Origin of the sequence: Ruegeria discodermiae (genome assembly GCF_030758345.1) — a bacterium.
Classification (GTDB): Bacteria; Pseudomonadota; Alphaproteobacteria; order Rhodobacterales; family Rhodobacteraceae; genus Ruegeria_C.
Genome location: NZ_JAVAMO010000013.1, coordinates 43,322 through 58,682, shown reverse-complemented (window position 1 = coordinate 58,682; position 15,361 = coordinate 43,322). Strand labels below are relative to the sequence as shown.

Here is a 15,361-nt window from a genome sequence, read left to right as displayed (position 1 = left end):
CACCACAGGAGACTGAACGAATGACATCTGGACGGGTTAACCCGCAATTCCGCCTCGAAGATCAGGGCATCGAGGGTCTGGGCAATGTCTATTACAACTTCATGGAGCCCGCGCTCATCGAAGAAGCGCTCAAGCGGGGCGAAGGCACGCTGGGCAAAGGCGGTGCCTTTCTGGTCACCACTGGCAAGTTCACCGGTCGCTCGCCCAAGGACAAGCATGTGGTCAAGACCGACAGCGTCGCCGAGGGCATCTGGTGGGAGAACAACGCCGCGATGAGTCCCGAAGGGTTCGACGCGCTGCACGCCGATATGCTCGAGCACATGAAGGGCCGCGACTATTTCGTTCAGGACCTGATTGGCGGCGCCGATCCCACACATTCGATCAATGTGCGCATGGTCACCGAACTGGCCTGGCACAACCTCTTCATCCGCCATCTGCTGCGTCGTCCCGACCGTGAGGACCTGAACGAATTCGTGGCCGATTTCACGGTCATCAACTGCCCCAGCTTCCAGGCCACGCCCGAGCGCCACAACTGCCGCTCGGAGACCGTAATCGCGATGAATTTCGATCGTAAGCTGATTTTGATCGGCGGTACCGAATATGCCGGTGAAAACAAGAAGTCCGTCTTTACCCTGCTGAACTACATGCTGCCCGAAAAAGGCATCATGCCGATGCACTGCTCGGCCAACCACGCCAATGGCAACCCGGTCGACACCGCCGTGTTCTTCGGCCTCAGCGGTACCGGCAAGACCACCCTGTCCGCCGATCCGGCGCGTACGCTGATCGGGGATGACGAACATGGCTGGTCCGATCGCGGCACCTTCAACTTCGAAGGCGGCTGTTACGCCAAAACCATCAATCTGAGCCCCGAGGCCGAGCCTGAGATCTACGCGACCACCTCGAAATTCGGCACCGTGATCGAGAACATGGTCTACGACCCCGAAACCAAGGAGCTGGATTTCGACGACGACTCGCTGACCGCGAATATGCGCTGCGCCTATCCGCTGGAGTACATCTCTAACGCGTCCAGCAGCGCTTTGGGCGGGCATCCCAAGAATATCATCATGCTGACCTGTGATGCCTTTGGCGTTCTGCCGCCGATCGCGCGGCTGACACCTGCGCAGGCGATGTATCATTTCCTGTCTGGCTTTACCTCGAAAGTGGCGGGCACTGAGCGCGGCGTAACAGAGCCGCAGCCGACTTTCTCAACCTGTTTCGGAGCGCCCTTCATGCCGCGCCGTCCCGAGGTCTATGGCAACCTGCTGCGCGAAAAGATCGCCCAGCACGGCGCCACCTGCTGGCTGGTCAATACCGGCTGGACCGGCGGCGCCTATGGTGTGGGCAGCCGGATGCCAATCCGGGCCACCCGCACCCTGCTGACTGCAGCGCTTGACGGCTCGCTGACCGAGGTAGAATTCCGCAAGGACGCGAATTTCGGCTTTGATGTGCCGGTGACAGCGCCGGGCGTGGCCGAGGTCCTGCTGGACCCGCGCCGCACCTGGGACGATCAGGCCGCGTTCGACAAGCAGGCGGCCAAACTGGTGCAGATGTTCGCCGACAATTTCGAGCAGTATCTGCCCTTCATCGACGATGACGTCAAAGCTGTCTCGATTAGCTGACCCGTCTGGAGAGACTGCGATGATAGATCACGCCTATGTGCGCGATTTGTTTCAGGAATGGGCGTCCGGTAATCCGGACGCCTTTTTTGCGGCCGTGCACGAGGATGTCTCCTGGACGGTGATGGGAACCCATCCGCTGGCCGGGCATTATATCGGCAAGGCCGACCTGTTCGAGCGGGCCTTCGGTCGCCTGCTCAACGTTCTGCGCAATGGTGTGGCCATGTCGGTCCACGACGTATTCGTCGATGGTCCGGTGGCCATCGCCGAGCTTCGCTCCACCGGCACCGCCCTGAACGGGCGCAGGTACAACAATCAATATTGCTGGATCATGCGGTTCGACACCGAAGGGCGCATCTGCAAATTGACGGCGTACCTAGATTCGGCGCTCGTCAACGCCGTGCTGGAGGAAAACGAATAACACGCGACATTTTGCGATTTTGGCCAAAGTTGACGCAACGGCAAGCGTTACCAGACCTGAAATCCGGGCGTGTTATGTAACAATTTAATTGCTGAAAATGTGCTTTTTGGGCATATTGTCGCAAGTATGGGAAAAGCCCGGCGCATGAATGCACCGGGCAACACAATAAAAAGGGATTCTGGCTGCCACCACTCACTCACAAAGCAGCCTATAGAATGAAAACTCTAAGAAAATATCACCTGGTGTCAACATGACACTTGAGGATTTTCAGACCGCCGGGCTGGAAGACGGACAGGTCCGGCGCAACATTGGAACGAAACAGGTAACGACGCAGGCAATGATGGAAATTTCGAAACTAGCTGAACTGAGAAAACTGCTGCAGAGCATGGAACGGTCCCTGGGCTTGCAGGACCTCTCACCGGTCGAGCGCGATGTCTATTACGCGGCAAGCGAGATCTCGAAATCGGATGAAGAGGTGCGCACGGTCCTTCTGATCGAACACAGCCTGCTGCAGACGGTGTCGCGCCCGACCTTTTTCAGGGCGCTCAAATCGCTTGTTAACAAGGGCTACCTTTCGCAGGGACGCGCCTCGAACCGGGGCCGTTATTTGGTCCACCAACCCCGGAGCTGAGCACCGGAAAACTCGGACATTTCATGCTGCGTGCCAGATTTAACGAAGCCCTGGTGGCTTCAACGGCTTATTTTGTGGCTTATCTGTTGACCTTCAGATTGCTGATGCCGCTACAAGACAGTTTTTTTCCGGAATATGGTAGTCGCGCGAGCCTCCTCTTCCTACCGCATGGTGTGCGTGTTCTCTCGGCCTGGTTACTGGGATGGCGTGCCATACCCGCCCTTCTTCCGGGTGTTTTTCTGACTTTTGCCGATATCGGCGGTATGAACGTTTTCCTTCCGAGTCGGCTGGCAGTCATCACCGTATCCGTCTGTGCCGCCCCCGCGGTTTTTTACGCGCTAAAGGCGCTGGGCTGGGATCTGTTTCCCCGCACAGATAGGCAACCCTGCTGGATCTGCATCATGAGCGTCGGTGCCATAACATCGCTGCTGATCTCAGGGGCGACCAATTTTGTATTTGGCAGCACCCTGTCTGAATACATCGCGTTTCTGATCGGCGATATGGCCGGGCTGTTTTTCCTAATGCTGGGCCTACTCTATTTCTTCCGTTTCTTCGGCAATCGCAGTCCGAACGCTTGAGGCCCTATCCCATGAGCGCGCGCCGCAGCAGGTTCAGTCCTGCCACCAGCAACACGATCAATGTGAGCTTACGGAACATGTTCTGATCGATCCGGTCCTGCCACTGCCCGCCCAGCCACATTCCGATCACAGAGGGCGCTATCAGCAGCAGCGAGAGAGGCAGGGTCTCGCCCCGCAGCACCCCTGAGCCCAGATGCGCCAACGTCAGTGCCAATGCGCCCAGCCCATAGATCACACCCTGAATCCGCATCTGGTCGTGCTTGGGTGTGTTCAGCGCCGTCAGATACGCCACGGTCGGCGGACCCCAGACGCCCGACATCCCGCCAACACTGCCCGCGAATGCGCCGACCAGGGCTTCGCTGCGCGGTGAAGCTTGGTTCAGTCTGAACCGAATTCCCAGTAACTGGATCGTGGCAAATACAACCACCGGAACCGCGATCAGCAGCAGAAAAACCGAGGCCGGTATCCGTGTCACCAGTTGCGAGGTCGCAAGCAAACAGGCCAGTCCAACCAGCAGGAACACCCGGAACTGCCGGATCGATCCAACCGCAGCCTGGGCGCCCTGCCGCAGCGCCTGTAACCCGTTTGTTACCAATGTCGGCAAGATCAACCCGGCCAGCGCCCAATCGGGTGGCAGGACCGTGCTCAGCCCCGAGACAAAGATCATCGGCATGGCAAAACCCACCAAGCCCTTGACCATTCCGGCGAGCATGGCGATCGCGAGAACAAGCACAAATTCATACCCGGACAAGATCGAAAAAAGCGGCTCCATGCCGCCCTCATATCACGTCCGTCAATCGCTGCACTGCAAATAATGCCACGCAACTATCGCACAATCTCTGAGGTTTCTGCGTATTTTTATTGCGCTGCACGTGCAAAATGATATCACCGTGCGAAGCAAGGAGGAATCACATATGCCCCATGATGGACAGGATGTTTCAGCGATGCAAAACACCGTGGTGATCCCCGACCTCCTTTCGGTCACGCGCGCCGCGCTCGCCCCAGTGGACACCGTATTTGAACTGGCCCGCGACCGGGTGCGCGCCACCGTCAGCGCCGATGGCCGTGTCTCGTCCGGCCTGATAGAGGCCAACCAGACCGCCGCCCACGGGCTGGCCTGGCTGGCGACCTACCACCAGTCTTTGACCCAGATGCAGCGCTGGGCCGAGAAGCTGGATGGCGAGGGCAAGTTCGGTGAGTTGGAGCAGCTACTCCACCAGATCGCATTCGGAGAATATCTCTGGCAGATCTATGGCGGCATCCAGATGAATCAGGGCGAGGTTGTGCGCCTGCAGGATCTGGGCCTGAGCCAGGATGATATGCGCGCCATGATGGCGCCCGAGGTCATGACGCTGACCCAGAGTGGCAACACGCAGGCCGCGCGCACGCGTCTGGTGGAGTTGATGCAGGATCAGACCGCCTCTGCCATGTTCGGCACCTCCGGGTTGGATGAAGAGCTGGAAATGATCCGCGACCAGTTCCGCCGCTACGCCGCTGAAAAGGTCGAACCCTTTGCCCATGAGTGGCATCTGAACGACGAGTTGATCCCGATCGAGGTGATCGAGGAATTGGCTGAAATGGGTGTTTTCGGTCTGACCATCCCCGAGGAATTCGGCGGCTTTGGCCTGTCGAAGGCCTCCATGTGCGTGGTCTCGGAAGAGCTGTCGCGCGGCTATATCGGCGTCGGCTCGCTGGGCACCCGCTCGGAGATTGCGGCCGAGTTGATCATCGCAGGCGGCACTGACGAACAGAAGGCCAACTGGCTGCCCAAGATCGCCAGCGCCGAAATCCTGCCGACCGCTGTCTTTACCGAACCCAACACCGGTTCTGACCTGGGCAGCCTACGCACCCGCGCGGTCAAGGACGAGAATGGTAATTACCAGATCACCGGCAACAAGACCTGGATCACCCATGCCGCGCGCACCCATGTGATGACCCTGCTGGCACGGACCGACCCTGCCACCAAGGATCATCGTGGGCTCAGCATGTTCCTGGCCGAAAAGACCCCCGGCACAGACGACAACCCCTTCCCCACCCCAGGCATGACCGGCGGCGAGATCGAGGTGTTGGGCTATCGCGGCATGAAGGAATACGAACTGGGTTTTGACGGATTCGAGGTCAAGGGCGAGAACCTTCTGGGCGGCGAAGAAGGTAAGGGCTTCAAACAACTCATGGAGACCTTCGAGAGCGCCCGCATCCAGACCGCCGCCCGCGCCATTGGCGTGGCGCAATGCGCTTTGGACATTGCCATGCAATACGCCCAGGACCGCAAACAGTTCGGCAAATCGCTGATCGAGTTTCCCCGCGTCTCGGCCAAGCTGGCGATGATGGCGGTCGAGATCATGATCGCGCGGCAGTTGACCTATTTCTCGGCTTGGGAAAAGGACCATGGCCACCGCTGCGACCTTGAGGCCGGCATGGCCAAGCTGCTGGGCGCCCGTGTGGCCTGGGCGGCGGCCGACAACGGGTTGCAGATCCATGGCGGCAACGGTTTTGCGTTGGAATACAAGATTTCCCGCGTGCTGTGTGATGCCCGCATCCTGAACATCTTTGAAGGCGCTGCCGAGATTCAGGCGCAGGTGATTGCGCGGCGATTGCTGGGCTGATTTACCACTTTGAGAAAATGCAGAGGGCCGCAACTATTGGATGTGGCCCTTTTTGCTGCGCATGTGTAGGCACCAGCGCAACCTCAGCTTCTCTAATGCGGCAAAAACCCCAAGCTAAAAAGAACCGCATAACAAATCCAACCCCACAACCCAGCCACAAACAGCGCCAGAGGCCATATTACCAGCGCCAAACCCTCCATCCCAGTCGGGCAAAATTCTGAGTTCAAGACAAAGAACCATATCAAACCAAATAGGCACGCGGCGCTTAGAAGCACAAAGGCCCTAAATAGCCATCTTCCACCTAGAAAGAAAAGTGTCAGAACTACAGGCAATGTCGAATGCAGCAGCACATTTTCGACGATGGGAAGAATTGGAACATCATTCATAGCGCTTGTCTTGACCGACCTTAAAAGAACTACCCAGTTACTTAATTACGAATGGTCGTTGGGAAGCCCAAAAAAACGAAAACCCCCACCGGTTTCCCGGCAGGGGTCGGTTCAGCTAAGCGGGGCTTCGCCCCTGGCGCTTACCAGTCTTCGCGAACCACGACGCGGGTCTTGATCGGCAGCTTCATCGCGGCAAGGCGCAGGGCCTCGCGGGCGATGTCGTCATCGACGCCGTCGATCTCAAACATCACGCGGCCGGGCTTGACCTTGGCGGCCCAGAAATCCACGGAACCTTTACCTTTACCCATCCGGACTTCGGTCGGTTTCGAGGTCACGGGGGTATCCGGGAAGATCCGGATCCAGACGCGGCCCTGGCGTTTCATGTGACGGGTCATGGCACGACGTGCAGCTTCGATCTGGCGTGCAGTCACACGCTCGGGCTGCAGCGCTTTCAGACCGTAGGCGCCAAAGTTCAGATCAGAGCCGCCCTTGGCTTCGCCCTTGATCCGGCCTTTGTGCATCTTGCGGAATTTAGTACGCTTTGGTTGAAGCATCTCATTCTCTCCTTAGCGACGACCGCCACCAGCACCACGAGGTGCAGGGCCGTCCTGGAGTTCCTGTGCTTTACGGTCACGTGCCTGCGGATCGTGCTCCATGATCTCACCTTTGAAGATCCAGACCTTGATCCCGATGATCCCGTAAGGAGTCATCGCTTCGGCATGTGCGTAATCGATGTCGGCACGCAGAGTGTGCAGAGGCACGCGGCCTTCGCGGTACCATTCGGTCCGTGCGATTTCGGCACCGCCCAGACGGCCAGCGACGTTCACCCGGATACCCAGGGCGCCCATACGCATGGCGTTCTGAACCGATCGCTTCATCGCGCGGCGGAACGAGACGCGGCGCTCCAGCTGCTGAGCGATGGACTCGGCAACCAGCTGCGCGTCAAGCTCGGGCTTGCGCACTTCGACGATGTTCAGGTGCAGTTCGCTGTCAGTCATCGCCGAGATCTTCTTGCGGAGAACCTCGATATCGGCGCCTTTCTTGCCGATGATGACGCCCGGACGCGCGGTGTGGATCGTGACGCGGCACTTCTTGTGCGGGCGTTCAATGATCACGCGGGCGATGCCGGCCTGCTTGCACTCTTCTTTGATGAACTCGCGGATTTTCAGATCTTCCAGCAGAAGATCACCGTAATCCTTGGTGTCGGCGTACCAACGGCTGTCCCAGGTGCGGTTGACCTGGAGGCGCATGCCGACCGGATTTACTTTATGACCCATTAGGCTTGCTCCTCTACCTGACGCACCTTGATGGTGATCTCCGAGAACGGCTTCATGATCTTGCCGAACCGGCCACGGGCACGCGGGCGACCGCGTTTCATGACCAGGTTCTTGCCAACCCAGGCTTCGGCGACGATCAGTTCATCCACGTCAAGGTTGTGGTTGTTTTCAGCATTGGCGATGGCGGACTGAAGGCATTTCTTCACGTCCTGCGCGACCCGCTTGTTCGAGAAGGTCAGGTCCGTCAGGGCCTTTTCCACCTTCTTGCCACGGATCATCTGTGCCACCAGGTTCAGTTTCTGCGGGCTGGTGCGAAGCATGCGAGTTTTTGCCATTGCTTCGTTGTCTGCCACGCGGCGGGGGTTCTTTTCCTTGCCCATGACTTACTTCCGCTTCGCTTTTTTGTCCGCGGCGTGACCGTAATAGGTCCGGGTCGGCGAGTATTCACCGAACTTCTGACCGATCATGTCTTCCGAGACGTTTACCGGGATGTGCTTGTGACCGTTATAAACACCAAAGGTCAGACCCACGAACTGGGGCAGGATGGTGGAACGGCGCGACCAGATCTTGATCACTTCATTGCGGCCCGACTCGCGCGCAGCTTCGGCTTTCTTAAGCACATAGCTGTCGACGAAAGGACCTTTCCATACAGAGCGAGACATCTATTAACGCCCTTTCTTCTTGGCGTGGCGCGAGCGGATGATCAGCTTCTGCGACGCTTTGTTCTTGTTGCGAGTGCGCTTGCCCTTGGTCGGCTTACCCCATGGGGTCACCGGGTGACGACCACCCGAGGTCCGGCCTTCACCACCACCGTGCGGGTGGTCGATCGGGTTCATGACAACACCACGGACCGACGGGCGCACGCCCTTGTGGCGCATACGACCGGCTTTACCGTAGTTCTGGTTGGAGTTGTCGGGGTTGGACACGGCACCAACGGTGGCCATGCATTCCTGACGCACCATGCGCAGTTCACCCGAGCTGAGGCGGATCTGAGCGTAGCCACCGTCGCGGCCCACGAACTGGGCATAGGTGCCTGCGGCACGCGCGATCTGACCACCCTTACCGGGCTTCATCTCGATGTTGTGGACAATGGTACCGATCGGCATGCCCGAGAACGGCATCGCGTTGCCCGGCTTGATGTCGGCCTTGGCGGAGGCGACAACCTTGTCACCAACAGCCAGACGCTGGGGCGCGAGGATATAGGCCTGCTCGCCATCGTCATATTTGACCAATGCGATGAAGGCGGTCCGGTTCGGGTCGTATTCGATCCGTTCGACGGTTGCCGCCACATCAAATTTGTTGCGTTTGAAGTCAACGATCCGGTAGAGGCGTTTGGCGCCACCCCCGCGACGACGCGAGGTAATCCGTCCGGTGTTGTTCCGGCCGCCCGATTTCGTCAGACCCTCGGTGAGGGATTTGACGGGGCGTCCTTTCCAGAGCTCCGAACGGTCGATCAGCACCAGCCCGCGCTGGCCCGGCGTCGTCGGCTTATACGACTTGAGTGCCATGCTTTCTGTCTTCCGTTTAGCGTGCGGACCCTTAGGTTCTTGTCTTTGGACCCGCTATGTTGAAGGCCCCCGTAGGTGCCTGAGATATAGGGCCCCGAAGGTCCCCGATTTACAAACATCAGAGGCCCCGGAACGAATCCGAGGCCACAAGATTGCGCGGATGTAGCAGGGTTGGGGGTGGGTGTCTATAGGGCCGGTGAACATTCTTATTGCGGGTCAGCAACGCCCGATACGGCGCGCCTGACTAACACTCACCCCGAAGCAGAACCAGTGTTTTGTTGCACCCACCCCGACCATAGCCAGCACGTCGGAGCCCTGTTTAAACAATTTGGTTACCCACGGTCGGGAAAAGACGGCGAAGATTGATATACTCGCGCTTTTCTTTGAATCTGATAGTCAAATCGACATGAGCCATTTCTTGAAAATTCTCACCGTGACCCGTTCCTGATCACCGGGGCGGCAAACGAAGTAGAGCCCACGGTCCAGCGGAACATGGCTTTCATCAAGACGGACCAGTCGGCCAAGCTCCAGGTCCCTCTCCGCCAAGAGATGTCTGGCCAATGCCACGCCTTGTCCATCAATCGCCGCCTCCAAGAGAACAGCACTATCCACGTATTTGATGCTCTGGGAGTTGATCCGATCGGCGTTCAATCCAACTTGTTCGGCCCAGCTTTCCCATCCGACGTTGAATGCGTCGCGCAAAAGGGGGAGATCGGCGACGTCCTCTGCACTCATTGGCACGTGTGTGTCCTCTACAAGGGACGGCCCGGCCACAACAATCAATTCCTCTTGCCTCACGCGCTCATGATACAGCCCGTCCCAACTAGGCTCACCAAATCGCAGCGCTACATCGACCTCAGACGTATCGAAATCCGCAAAGGCGTCGTTTGTGTCCAGCAATAATGCGATACCCGGATGTTCCTGCTGAAACGAACTGAGTAACGGAACAAGCCATTTGAGCGCCAGGGATGTCGACAAAGACACTGTAAGCGACTGGCGGTGATGCAGCCGCTTCACCTCCGTTACGCCCAGTTGCAATGCAGAAAATGCGCCGCGCGTAGATTGATACAGGCGTTCCCCGGCTTTTGTCAGTTCAACGCCATTCGGACGACGATGAAAGAGCGTCACGCCAAGATGCAGTTCCAGCAACTTGATCTGCCGACTGATCGCCCCGTGGGTAACGTTCAGAACATCCGCTGCCTTGGTCAGGCTGGAGTGGGTTGCGGTTTCGTCAAAGGCTTGAAGGGCACGAAGGTGTCTGAGGTTCTCCGCCATGTGAGAAAATCTAACAGCAATGCGCCAAAAACTCGATAGGCCGATCTGATTTTAAGGAGGCAAACTGAATTCAACTGAATAATTGTCACACACTATGCATCTAAAGAAAGTGGATACCATGCCTGATGGCAAAGTCGCACTGATGACAGGGACCGGACAAGGCATTGGCCGGGGCTGTGCCATTGAGATGGCGAAGGCAGGCTACAAGGTCTCGCTGATGTCTCCGTCCAATCGCTCAGTTGAACTGGCGGAGGAGCTTGGGGGAATTGGCCGCAGGGGCTCTGTGCTGGATGTGGATGATCTGCAAGCAATGGTCGACGACACCATGAGCAAGTATGGCCGGATTGACGCGATCGTCAGCAATATGGGGCACGGTGGGACGGTGCCGGAAGCCATCAAGACGGTTGGTTTCGACCCTGACTTTGACGGGCCGCTTTTGGAACTCAGCGACGCGTTATGGCACGAAAGTCTGGACATGTATGTGCTGAACATCGTCAAGATTGCCCGTATCGTCACGCCCATACTGATCGAACAAGGCGGAGGTGCTTTCGTAAATATCTCGTCCATGAACGCAGTCGAGCCACGTGCACCCTATCCCATGAGCATGCTGCGCGGCGCTCTGCACAGTTTCTCAAAGCTTTATGGGGATCGTTATGCACGGCACAACATTCGCATGAACAACCTGCTGCCCGGGTTCTGCGAGAACGTGAACCTGTCCGAACAGGCCCGTCGGGAAATCCCCGCACAGCGGCCCGCAACTTTTGAGGAAATTGGACAGGCCTGCGTGTTTCTCGCCAGCGACGGAGCTCGCTACATCAACGGTCAGAGTATACTGTCAGACGGCGGGATGAACCGCGCGTTACGATAGCAAAGAAGCGGTGAAGTATGTGTGTTACGGGGCTCAAAGATATCCTTGGCACAAATCAGGACGTTTCCGGTCGGACCTGTCGCCGTTTGATTCTGCTCATATTTCTCACTTAAGCGGCCTTTTTTCGAAGGCTAATCGGCTTTGTCATGCCAAGCCGCTGGTCAACGCTACGTTCACTGCTTCCGCGCGCAGAGATGTGCGCAGGTCAGCCGATATGGCCACGACTTTCGCCGATCTGGCCGCGATGCAGCAGCAGATGGTCGAGGATCACGCAGGCCATCATCGCCTCACCCACGGGCACCGCACGGATACCGACGCAGGGGTCGTGGCGGCCTTTGGTGATGATTTGGGTTTCTTCGCCCGAGACTGTGATGGTTCGGCGTGTGGTCAGGATCGACGAGGTCGGCTTGACCGCAAAGCGCACCACAACATCCTGCCCGGTCGCAATACCGCCCAACACGCCGCCCGCGTGGTTGGAGCTGTATTCCGGGCCATTGGGACCCATGAATATCTCGTCGGCATTGGCTTCACCGGTCAGCTCGGCGGCGGCCATGCCCTCACCGATTTCGACGCCTTTGACGGCGTTGATCGACATCATCGCGGCGGCCAGATCAGTGTCTAACTTGGCGTAAATCGGTGCGCCCAACCCACGCGGAACCCCACGCGCAACCACTTCGATCACCGCGCCAACCGAGTTTCCGTCTTTGCGCAACTCGTCCAGATAGCCGGCCCAGTCCTCGGCCGCCGTAGCATCCGGCGTCCAGAACGGGTTCTGTTCGATCTGGTCCCAGTCAAACCGGTCCCGGTTGATCTTGCGTGGTCCCATCTGAACCATGTAGCCGGTGATCTGCACATGCGGGGCAAGCTGATTGATCGCCTCGCGCGCCAACCCGCCCGCAGCCACACGTGCCGCTGTTTCGCGGGCCGAGCTGCGCCCGCCACCGCGATAGTCGCGGATCCCGTACTTCTGCCAATAGGTGATATCGGCATGACCCGGGCGGAACTTGTCCATGATGTCGCCATAGTCTTTCGAGCGCTGATCGGTGTTTTCGATCATCAGCTGCACCGGTGTGCCGGTGGTCTGGCCCTCGAACACGCCGGACAAAATCTTCACCTCATCCGCTTCACGCCGCTGGGTGGTGAACTTGTTCTGGCCCGGTTTGCGCTTGTCCAGCCAGTGCTGGATCATCGCCTCGTCGATGGACACACCCGGTGGGCAGCCATCGACGGTGGCGCCGAGCGCCGGGCCGTGGCTTTCGCCCCAGGTCGAGACGCGGAAAAGATGGCCAAAACTGTTCATCGACATAAGCTGCTCCTTTGCGCGACGTGCTTAGCGACCTGTGCTGTGCGCCTCAAGAGGGATTCCCCCTGAGGCGCTACGGTATCAGGCCGCCTGCGACAGCGCCGCACGGGTGCGGATGATGCCCAGCGCGGCTTGCGCCGCTTCGCGGCCCTTTTCCACGAAATGGGCGCGATAGATGGCGTTGTGGTGATCGGTTTCCTGATAGTGATGCGGTGTCAGAGAGACCGAGAGCACCGGCACGCCGCTATCCATCCCGGCCCGCATCAACCCGTCGACCACCGCCTGGGCCACGAAATCATGGCGATAAATCCCGCCATCCACCACAAAGGCGGCGCAGGCGATGGCGGCATATTGGCCAGTCTGGGCCAAGTCACGGGCCAGCAGCGGCATCTCGAACGCGCCGGGCACATCATAGACATCGATTTGCGCAGCAGGGATCAGTTCCTGAAACCCGTCAAGCGCGCGGTCGACGATATCGGAATGCCAGTTGGCTTTGACAAAAGCATATCGGGTGTGTGTCATCGTGAACTCCTTTCGTAACAGACACGTCACCCAAGGCGATCACGGGCAGGCGCGCCGTATCACAGACGCGCTGCACGTTCTCTTTCATCCGGACTGTAACCGTCGGCTCTGGCCTCTCACCAGATCTGCTTGTCACCCCTGAAAACGGGGCCGCTCGCGGGCTCGCGGGTCGATGCCCGCATACCGCCGGTGGGGAATTTCGCCCCGCCCTGAGAACGACAGGGAACTTGCCAAGATGCGGCCCACACTGCAAGACCCAGTTTGAGGAGAGCGCCCATGCACCCAAACCCTGCCTTTCGCGACACCGAGACCGCCCACAACATCCGCTTCGCGCGCGAGCGGGGTTTCGGCATTCTTGCTGCCGCGAGAGACGGGCCGCCCCCGATGAGCCACGTGCCGTTTCTGTTGTCCGAGGATGGCAGCACTGCAGATCTGCATCTCGTACGGTCGAATCCGATCCTGCGTCTGTTGAAAGACCCGATCGCGGTGCGGATCGCTGTGTCCGGCCCGGATGGGTATGTCTCGCCCGACTGGTATGAAATCCCCGATCGGGTGCCAACGTGGAATTATGTTGCCGTGCATCTGAACGGTACGTTGGAGACCCGCCCGCAATCCGAACTGCGCGCGTTGCTGGACCGGCAATCGACTTTCTACGAGGCCCGCCTGCTGCCAAAACCGCCCTGGACGGCGGAAAAGATGAGCGATGATGCGCTGGCGCGGATGATGCGGATGATGCGGATGATGCGGATGATCGTGCCTTGCCGAATGCGGGTACAGGCGATTGACAGGACATGGAAGCTGAAGCAGAACAAACCCGATGAGGTGCGGCTGCGCGCGTCCGACCGCATCGGATCGGACGGGTTCGGGGTCGACACGCAGGCTCTGTCGGCGCTGATGCGCGATGCGTTGGAGTGATCTAAGCCGCCCCCGCGATCTGACTGCTTTTGTTTCCTTGCTGGTCCTGTAAGCTCGCCGCAACGCAGGAGGTCCCAAATGAAACTCTTTCACAGCCCGACATCACCCTATGTGCGCAAGGTTATGGTTTTGTTGCATGAAACCGGCCAACTGGCTGATGTCGAGATCGTACCCACCCACAGCACGCCCATATCCCCCGCCGAGTCCCTGTTGGGCAAAAACCCGTTGACCAAGGTCCCAGCTCTGGAGCGTGCAGATGGTCCGACGCTGTTCGACAGCCGGGTGATCTGCGCGTTTCTTGATGCGCGGGTGCAGGCAGGGCTCTATCCGGAAGGCGCGCGGCGCTGGGAGGTTATGACACTTGAGGCGCTGGCCGATGGCATCCTCGACGCTGCGCTGCTGATGACATATGAGGGGCGACTGCGTCCCGAGGGCATGCAGTGGGATAGTTGGACCGACGCGCAATGGATCAAGATCGAACGGGCGTGCGCTGCGCTCAACCAGCGCTGGATGGCGCATTTGTCAGGAGCGCTGGATATGGGACAGATAGCGGTGGCCTGCGCGCTGGGTTATCTTGATCTGCGCCATGATGCGCGCAGCTGGCGTACCGGGAACGAGGCTCTTGCCGCGTGGTATTCCGGTTTCGAATCGCGCCCGAGCATGATTGCCACACGGCCCGACGCTTGACCTTATCGGCAGGCATGCGCGTGTTTTTCTGTCCACACTTGAAATTTTGTTCCTAAATGTCGACCTAAGAAATGGCCTGCGCGCCTATGACCGCTGGACGAACCGAATTCTCCCCGATAGATACCCGCGTTAAGTCACCGCATCCCCGTGCGGTGGATATGCACGTTTGCCCGTTCGCGGGCGCTGAGATCGGAGAAGGCTCGTGTCCCACGCAGAAGACCACGAAGGCACCCGCAGAGATTTCCTCTACTACGTCACGGGTGGCGCAGGTGTCGTAGTTACGGGGGCCGCTGTCTGGCCTCTGGTGAACCAGATGAACCCGTCCGCAGATGTTCAGGCGCTGTCCTCGATTCGCGTGGACGTGTCGGGCGTCGCCGAAGGGACGCAGATCACGGTCAAGTGGTTGGGCAAGCCGGTTTTCATCCGTCGCCGCACACCCGAAGAGATTGACGAGGCGCGCGCGGTCGATCTGGCCGACCTGCCGGACAACAATGACCGCAACGCCAACAAGCCCGGTCTGGACGCCGCCGACGAGAACCGCTCAATGGACGAAGCGGGCGAATGGCTGGTGATGATGGGCGTGTGCACGCATCTGGGCTGTGTGCCTCTGGGTGACGGTGCGGGCGATTTCCATGGTTGGTTCTGCCCCTGCCACGGGTCGCATTACGACACGTCGGGCCGCATCCGCAAAGGCCCTGCGCCTGAAAATCTCTGGATTCCGACTGCGGAATTCGTCGACCCAACCACCATCAAGCTGGGATAAGGAGG

18 protein-coding genes and 1 riboswitch are annotated in these 15,361 nt (G+C 58.9%); of the genes, 9 read left to right on the top strand and 9 right to left on the bottom strand.

Going from position 1 to position 15,361, the window contains the following annotated elements:
- Positions 1 to 20: 20 nt before the first annotated feature.
- The 4 genes from Q5Y75_RS21025 (at position 21) to Q5Y75_RS21010 (ending at position 3,246) form a co-directional block, all read left to right on the top strand.
- On the top strand, positions 21 to 1,619 hold the full coding sequence (locus Q5Y75_RS21025; RefSeq protein WP_306201267.1) for a phosphoenolpyruvate carboxykinase: 1,599 nt from the start codon (positions 21 to 23) through the stop codon (positions 1,617 to 1,619).
- 19 nt (positions 1,620 to 1,638) lie between these two features.
- The gene (locus Q5Y75_RS21020) at positions 1,639 to 2,037 is read left to right on the top strand and encodes a nuclear transport factor 2 family protein (protein WP_306201265.1); all 399 of its coding nucleotides are present in this window, start codon (positions 1,639 to 1,641) and stop codon (positions 2,035 to 2,037) included.
- Positions 2,038 to 2,287: 250 nt separating this feature from the next.
- Positions 2,288 to 2,668, top strand: a complete 381-nt coding sequence (locus tag Q5Y75_RS21015) for a hypothetical protein (protein WP_306201264.1) — start codon at positions 2,288 to 2,290, stop codon at positions 2,666 to 2,668.
- Positions 2,669 to 2,691: 23 nt separating this feature from the next.
- On the top strand, positions 2,692 to 3,246 hold the full coding sequence (locus Q5Y75_RS21010; RefSeq protein ID WP_306201262.1) for a hypothetical protein: 555 nt from the start codon (positions 2,692 to 2,694) through the stop codon (positions 3,244 to 3,246).
- A gap of 4 nt (positions 3,247 to 3,250) precedes the next feature.
- Here Q5Y75_RS21010 and Q5Y75_RS21005 read toward each other — a convergent pair whose 3' ends face one another.
- On the bottom strand, positions 3,251 to 4,018 hold the full coding sequence (locus Q5Y75_RS21005) for a sulfite exporter TauE/SafE family protein (protein WP_306201260.1): 768 nt from the start codon (positions 4,016 to 4,018) through the stop codon (positions 3,251 to 3,253).
- Between the two features lie 142 nt (positions 4,019 to 4,160).
- Here Q5Y75_RS21005 and Q5Y75_RS21000 point away from each other — a divergent pair, with 142 nt between their 5' ends.
- Positions 4,161 to 5,852 (top strand): acyl-CoA dehydrogenase family protein, encoded by a 1,692-nt coding sequence (locus Q5Y75_RS21000; RefSeq protein WP_306201258.1) that lies wholly within the window; start codon positions 4,161 to 4,163, stop codon positions 5,850 to 5,852.
- 526 nt (positions 5,853 to 6,378) lie between these two features.
- Here Q5Y75_RS21000 and rplP read toward each other — a convergent pair.
- The 6 genes from rplP to Q5Y75_RS20970 form a co-directional block, all read right to left on the bottom strand.
- A complete protein-coding gene (rplP, locus tag Q5Y75_RS20995; protein WP_249710524.1) occupies positions 6,379 to 6,792 on the bottom strand; it encodes a 50S ribosomal protein L16 in 414 nt (137 codons plus the stop codon).
- 12 nt (positions 6,793 to 6,804) lie between these two features.
- Positions 6,805 to 7,515, bottom strand: coding sequence for a 30S ribosomal protein S3 (rpsC, locus tag Q5Y75_RS20990; RefSeq protein ID WP_306201253.1), 711 nt, complete (start codon positions 7,513 to 7,515; stop codon positions 6,805 to 6,807).
- Positions 7,515 to 7,895, bottom strand: a complete 381-nt coding sequence (rplV, locus tag Q5Y75_RS20985) for a 50S ribosomal protein L22 (protein WP_306201252.1) — start codon at positions 7,893 to 7,895, stop codon at positions 7,515 to 7,517. Before rplV ends, rpsC begins: the two co-directional genes overlap by 1 nt.
- A 3-nt stretch (positions 7,896 to 7,898) precedes the next feature.
- A complete protein-coding gene (gene rpsS, locus Q5Y75_RS20980) occupies positions 7,899 to 8,177 on the bottom strand; it encodes a 30S ribosomal protein S19 (protein ID WP_008207545.1) in 279 nt (92 codons plus the stop codon).
- A gap of 3 nt (positions 8,178 to 8,180) precedes the next feature.
- Positions 8,181 to 9,023 carry a 50S ribosomal protein L2 gene (rplB, locus tag Q5Y75_RS20975; protein ID WP_306201248.1) on the bottom strand — a complete coding sequence of 281 codons (843 nt, stop codon included), beginning with the start codon at positions 9,021 to 9,023 and terminating at the stop codon, positions 8,181 to 8,183.
- A gap of 396 nt (positions 9,024 to 9,419) precedes the next feature.
- Positions 9,420 to 10,298, bottom strand: a complete 879-nt coding sequence (locus tag Q5Y75_RS20970) for a LysR substrate-binding domain-containing protein (protein ID WP_306201247.1) — start codon at positions 10,296 to 10,298, stop codon at positions 9,420 to 9,422.
- A 118-nt stretch (positions 10,299 to 10,416) separates the two neighbouring features.
- On the opposite strand from Q5Y75_RS20970, the gene Q5Y75_RS20965 reads away from it, so the two are divergent.
- Positions 10,417 to 11,166, top strand: a complete 750-nt coding sequence (locus Q5Y75_RS20965; protein WP_306201245.1) for an SDR family oxidoreductase — start codon at positions 10,417 to 10,419, stop codon at positions 11,164 to 11,166.
- Between the two features lie 205 nt (positions 11,167 to 11,371).
- Here Q5Y75_RS20965 and aroC read toward each other — a convergent pair whose 3' ends face one another.
- A complete protein-coding gene (gene aroC / locus Q5Y75_RS20960) occupies positions 11,372 to 12,472 on the bottom strand; it encodes a chorismate synthase (protein ID WP_306201244.1) in 1,101 nt (366 codons plus the stop codon).
- A 78-nt stretch (positions 12,473 to 12,550) separates the two neighbouring features.
- On the bottom strand, positions 12,551 to 12,991 hold the full coding sequence (locus Q5Y75_RS20955; protein WP_306201242.1) for a 6,7-dimethyl-8-ribityllumazine synthase: 441 nt from the start codon (positions 12,989 to 12,991) through the stop codon (positions 12,551 to 12,553).
- Positions 12,992 to 13,063: 72 nt separating this feature from the next.
- Positions 13,064 to 13,212, bottom strand: a riboswitch (FMN riboswitch).
- 55 nt (positions 13,213 to 13,267) lie between these two features.
- Here Q5Y75_RS20955 and Q5Y75_RS20950 point away from each other — a divergent pair.
- The 3 genes from Q5Y75_RS20950 (at position 13,268) to petA (ending at position 15,356) form a co-directional block, all read left to right on the top strand.
- Positions 13,268 to 13,906, top strand: a complete 639-nt coding sequence (locus Q5Y75_RS20950; RefSeq protein WP_306201240.1) for an FMN-binding negative transcriptional regulator — start codon at positions 13,268 to 13,270, stop codon at positions 13,904 to 13,906.
- 78 nt (positions 13,907 to 13,984) lie between these two features.
- Positions 13,985 to 14,593, top strand: coding sequence for a glutathione S-transferase (locus tag Q5Y75_RS20945; RefSeq protein ID WP_306201238.1), 609 nt, complete (start codon positions 13,985 to 13,987; stop codon positions 14,591 to 14,593).
- Positions 14,594 to 14,795: 202 nt separating this feature from the next.
- On the top strand, positions 14,796 to 15,356 hold the full coding sequence (gene petA / locus Q5Y75_RS20940; RefSeq protein ID WP_306201237.1) for a ubiquinol-cytochrome c reductase iron-sulfur subunit: 561 nt from the start codon (positions 14,796 to 14,798) through the stop codon (positions 15,354 to 15,356).
- Positions 15,357 to 15,361: the final 5 nt, after the last annotated feature.

Excerpts from the sequence above, each read along its gene's own strand:
- Q5Y75_RS21025 (WP_306201267.1), top strand. The coding sequence starts at position 21 with ATGACATCTGGACGGGTTAACCCGCAATTCCGCCTCGAAGATCAGGGC.
- Q5Y75_RS21020 (WP_306201265.1), top strand. The coding sequence starts at position 1,639 with ATGATAGATCACGCCTATGTGCGCGATTTGTTTCAGGAATGGGCGTCC.
- Q5Y75_RS21015 (WP_306201264.1), top strand. The coding sequence starts at position 2,288 with ATGACACTTGAGGATTTTCAGACCGCCGGGCTGGAAGACGGACAGGTC.
- Q5Y75_RS21010 (WP_306201262.1), top strand. The coding sequence starts at position 2,692 with ATGCTGCGTGCCAGATTTAACGAAGCCCTGGTGGCTTCAACGGCTTAT.
- Q5Y75_RS21005 (WP_306201260.1), bottom strand. The coding sequence starts at position 4,018 with ATGGAGCCGCTTTTTTCGATCTTGTCCGGGTATGAATTTGTGCTTGTT.
- Q5Y75_RS21000 (WP_306201258.1), top strand. The coding sequence starts at position 4,161 with ATGCCCCATGATGGACAGGATGTTTCAGCGATGCAAAACACCGTGGTG.
- rplP (WP_249710524.1), bottom strand. The coding sequence starts at position 6,792 with ATGCTTCAACCAAAGCGTACTAAATTCCGCAAGATGCACAAAGGCCGG.
- rpsC (WP_306201253.1), bottom strand. The coding sequence starts at position 7,515 with ATGGGTCATAAAGTAAATCCGGTCGGCATGCGCCTCCAGGTCAACCGC.
- rplV (WP_306201252.1), bottom strand. The coding sequence starts at position 7,895 with ATGGGCAAGGAAAAGAACCCCCGCCGCGTGGCAGACAACGAAGCAATG.
- rpsS (WP_008207545.1), bottom strand. The coding sequence starts at position 8,177 with ATGTCTCGCTCTGTATGGAAAGGTCCTTTCGTCGACAGCTATGTGCTT.
- rplB (WP_306201248.1), bottom strand. The coding sequence starts at position 9,023 with ATGGCACTCAAGTCGTATAAGCCGACGACGCCGGGCCAGCGCGGGCTG.
- Q5Y75_RS20970 (WP_306201247.1), bottom strand. The coding sequence starts at position 10,298 with ATGGCGGAGAACCTCAGACACCTTCGTGCCCTTCAAGCCTTTGACGAA.
- Q5Y75_RS20965 (WP_306201245.1), top strand. The coding sequence starts at position 10,417 with ATGCCTGATGGCAAAGTCGCACTGATGACAGGGACCGGACAAGGCATT.
- aroC (WP_306201244.1), bottom strand. The coding sequence starts at position 12,472 with ATGTCGATGAACAGTTTTGGCCATCTTTTCCGCGTCTCGACCTGGGGC.
- Q5Y75_RS20955 (WP_306201242.1), bottom strand. The coding sequence starts at position 12,991 with ATGACACACACCCGATATGCTTTTGTCAAAGCCAACTGGCATTCCGAT.
- Q5Y75_RS20950 (WP_306201240.1), top strand. The coding sequence starts at position 13,268 with ATGCACCCAAACCCTGCCTTTCGCGACACCGAGACCGCCCACAACATC.
- Q5Y75_RS20945 (WP_306201238.1), top strand. The coding sequence starts at position 13,985 with ATGAAACTCTTTCACAGCCCGACATCACCCTATGTGCGCAAGGTTATG.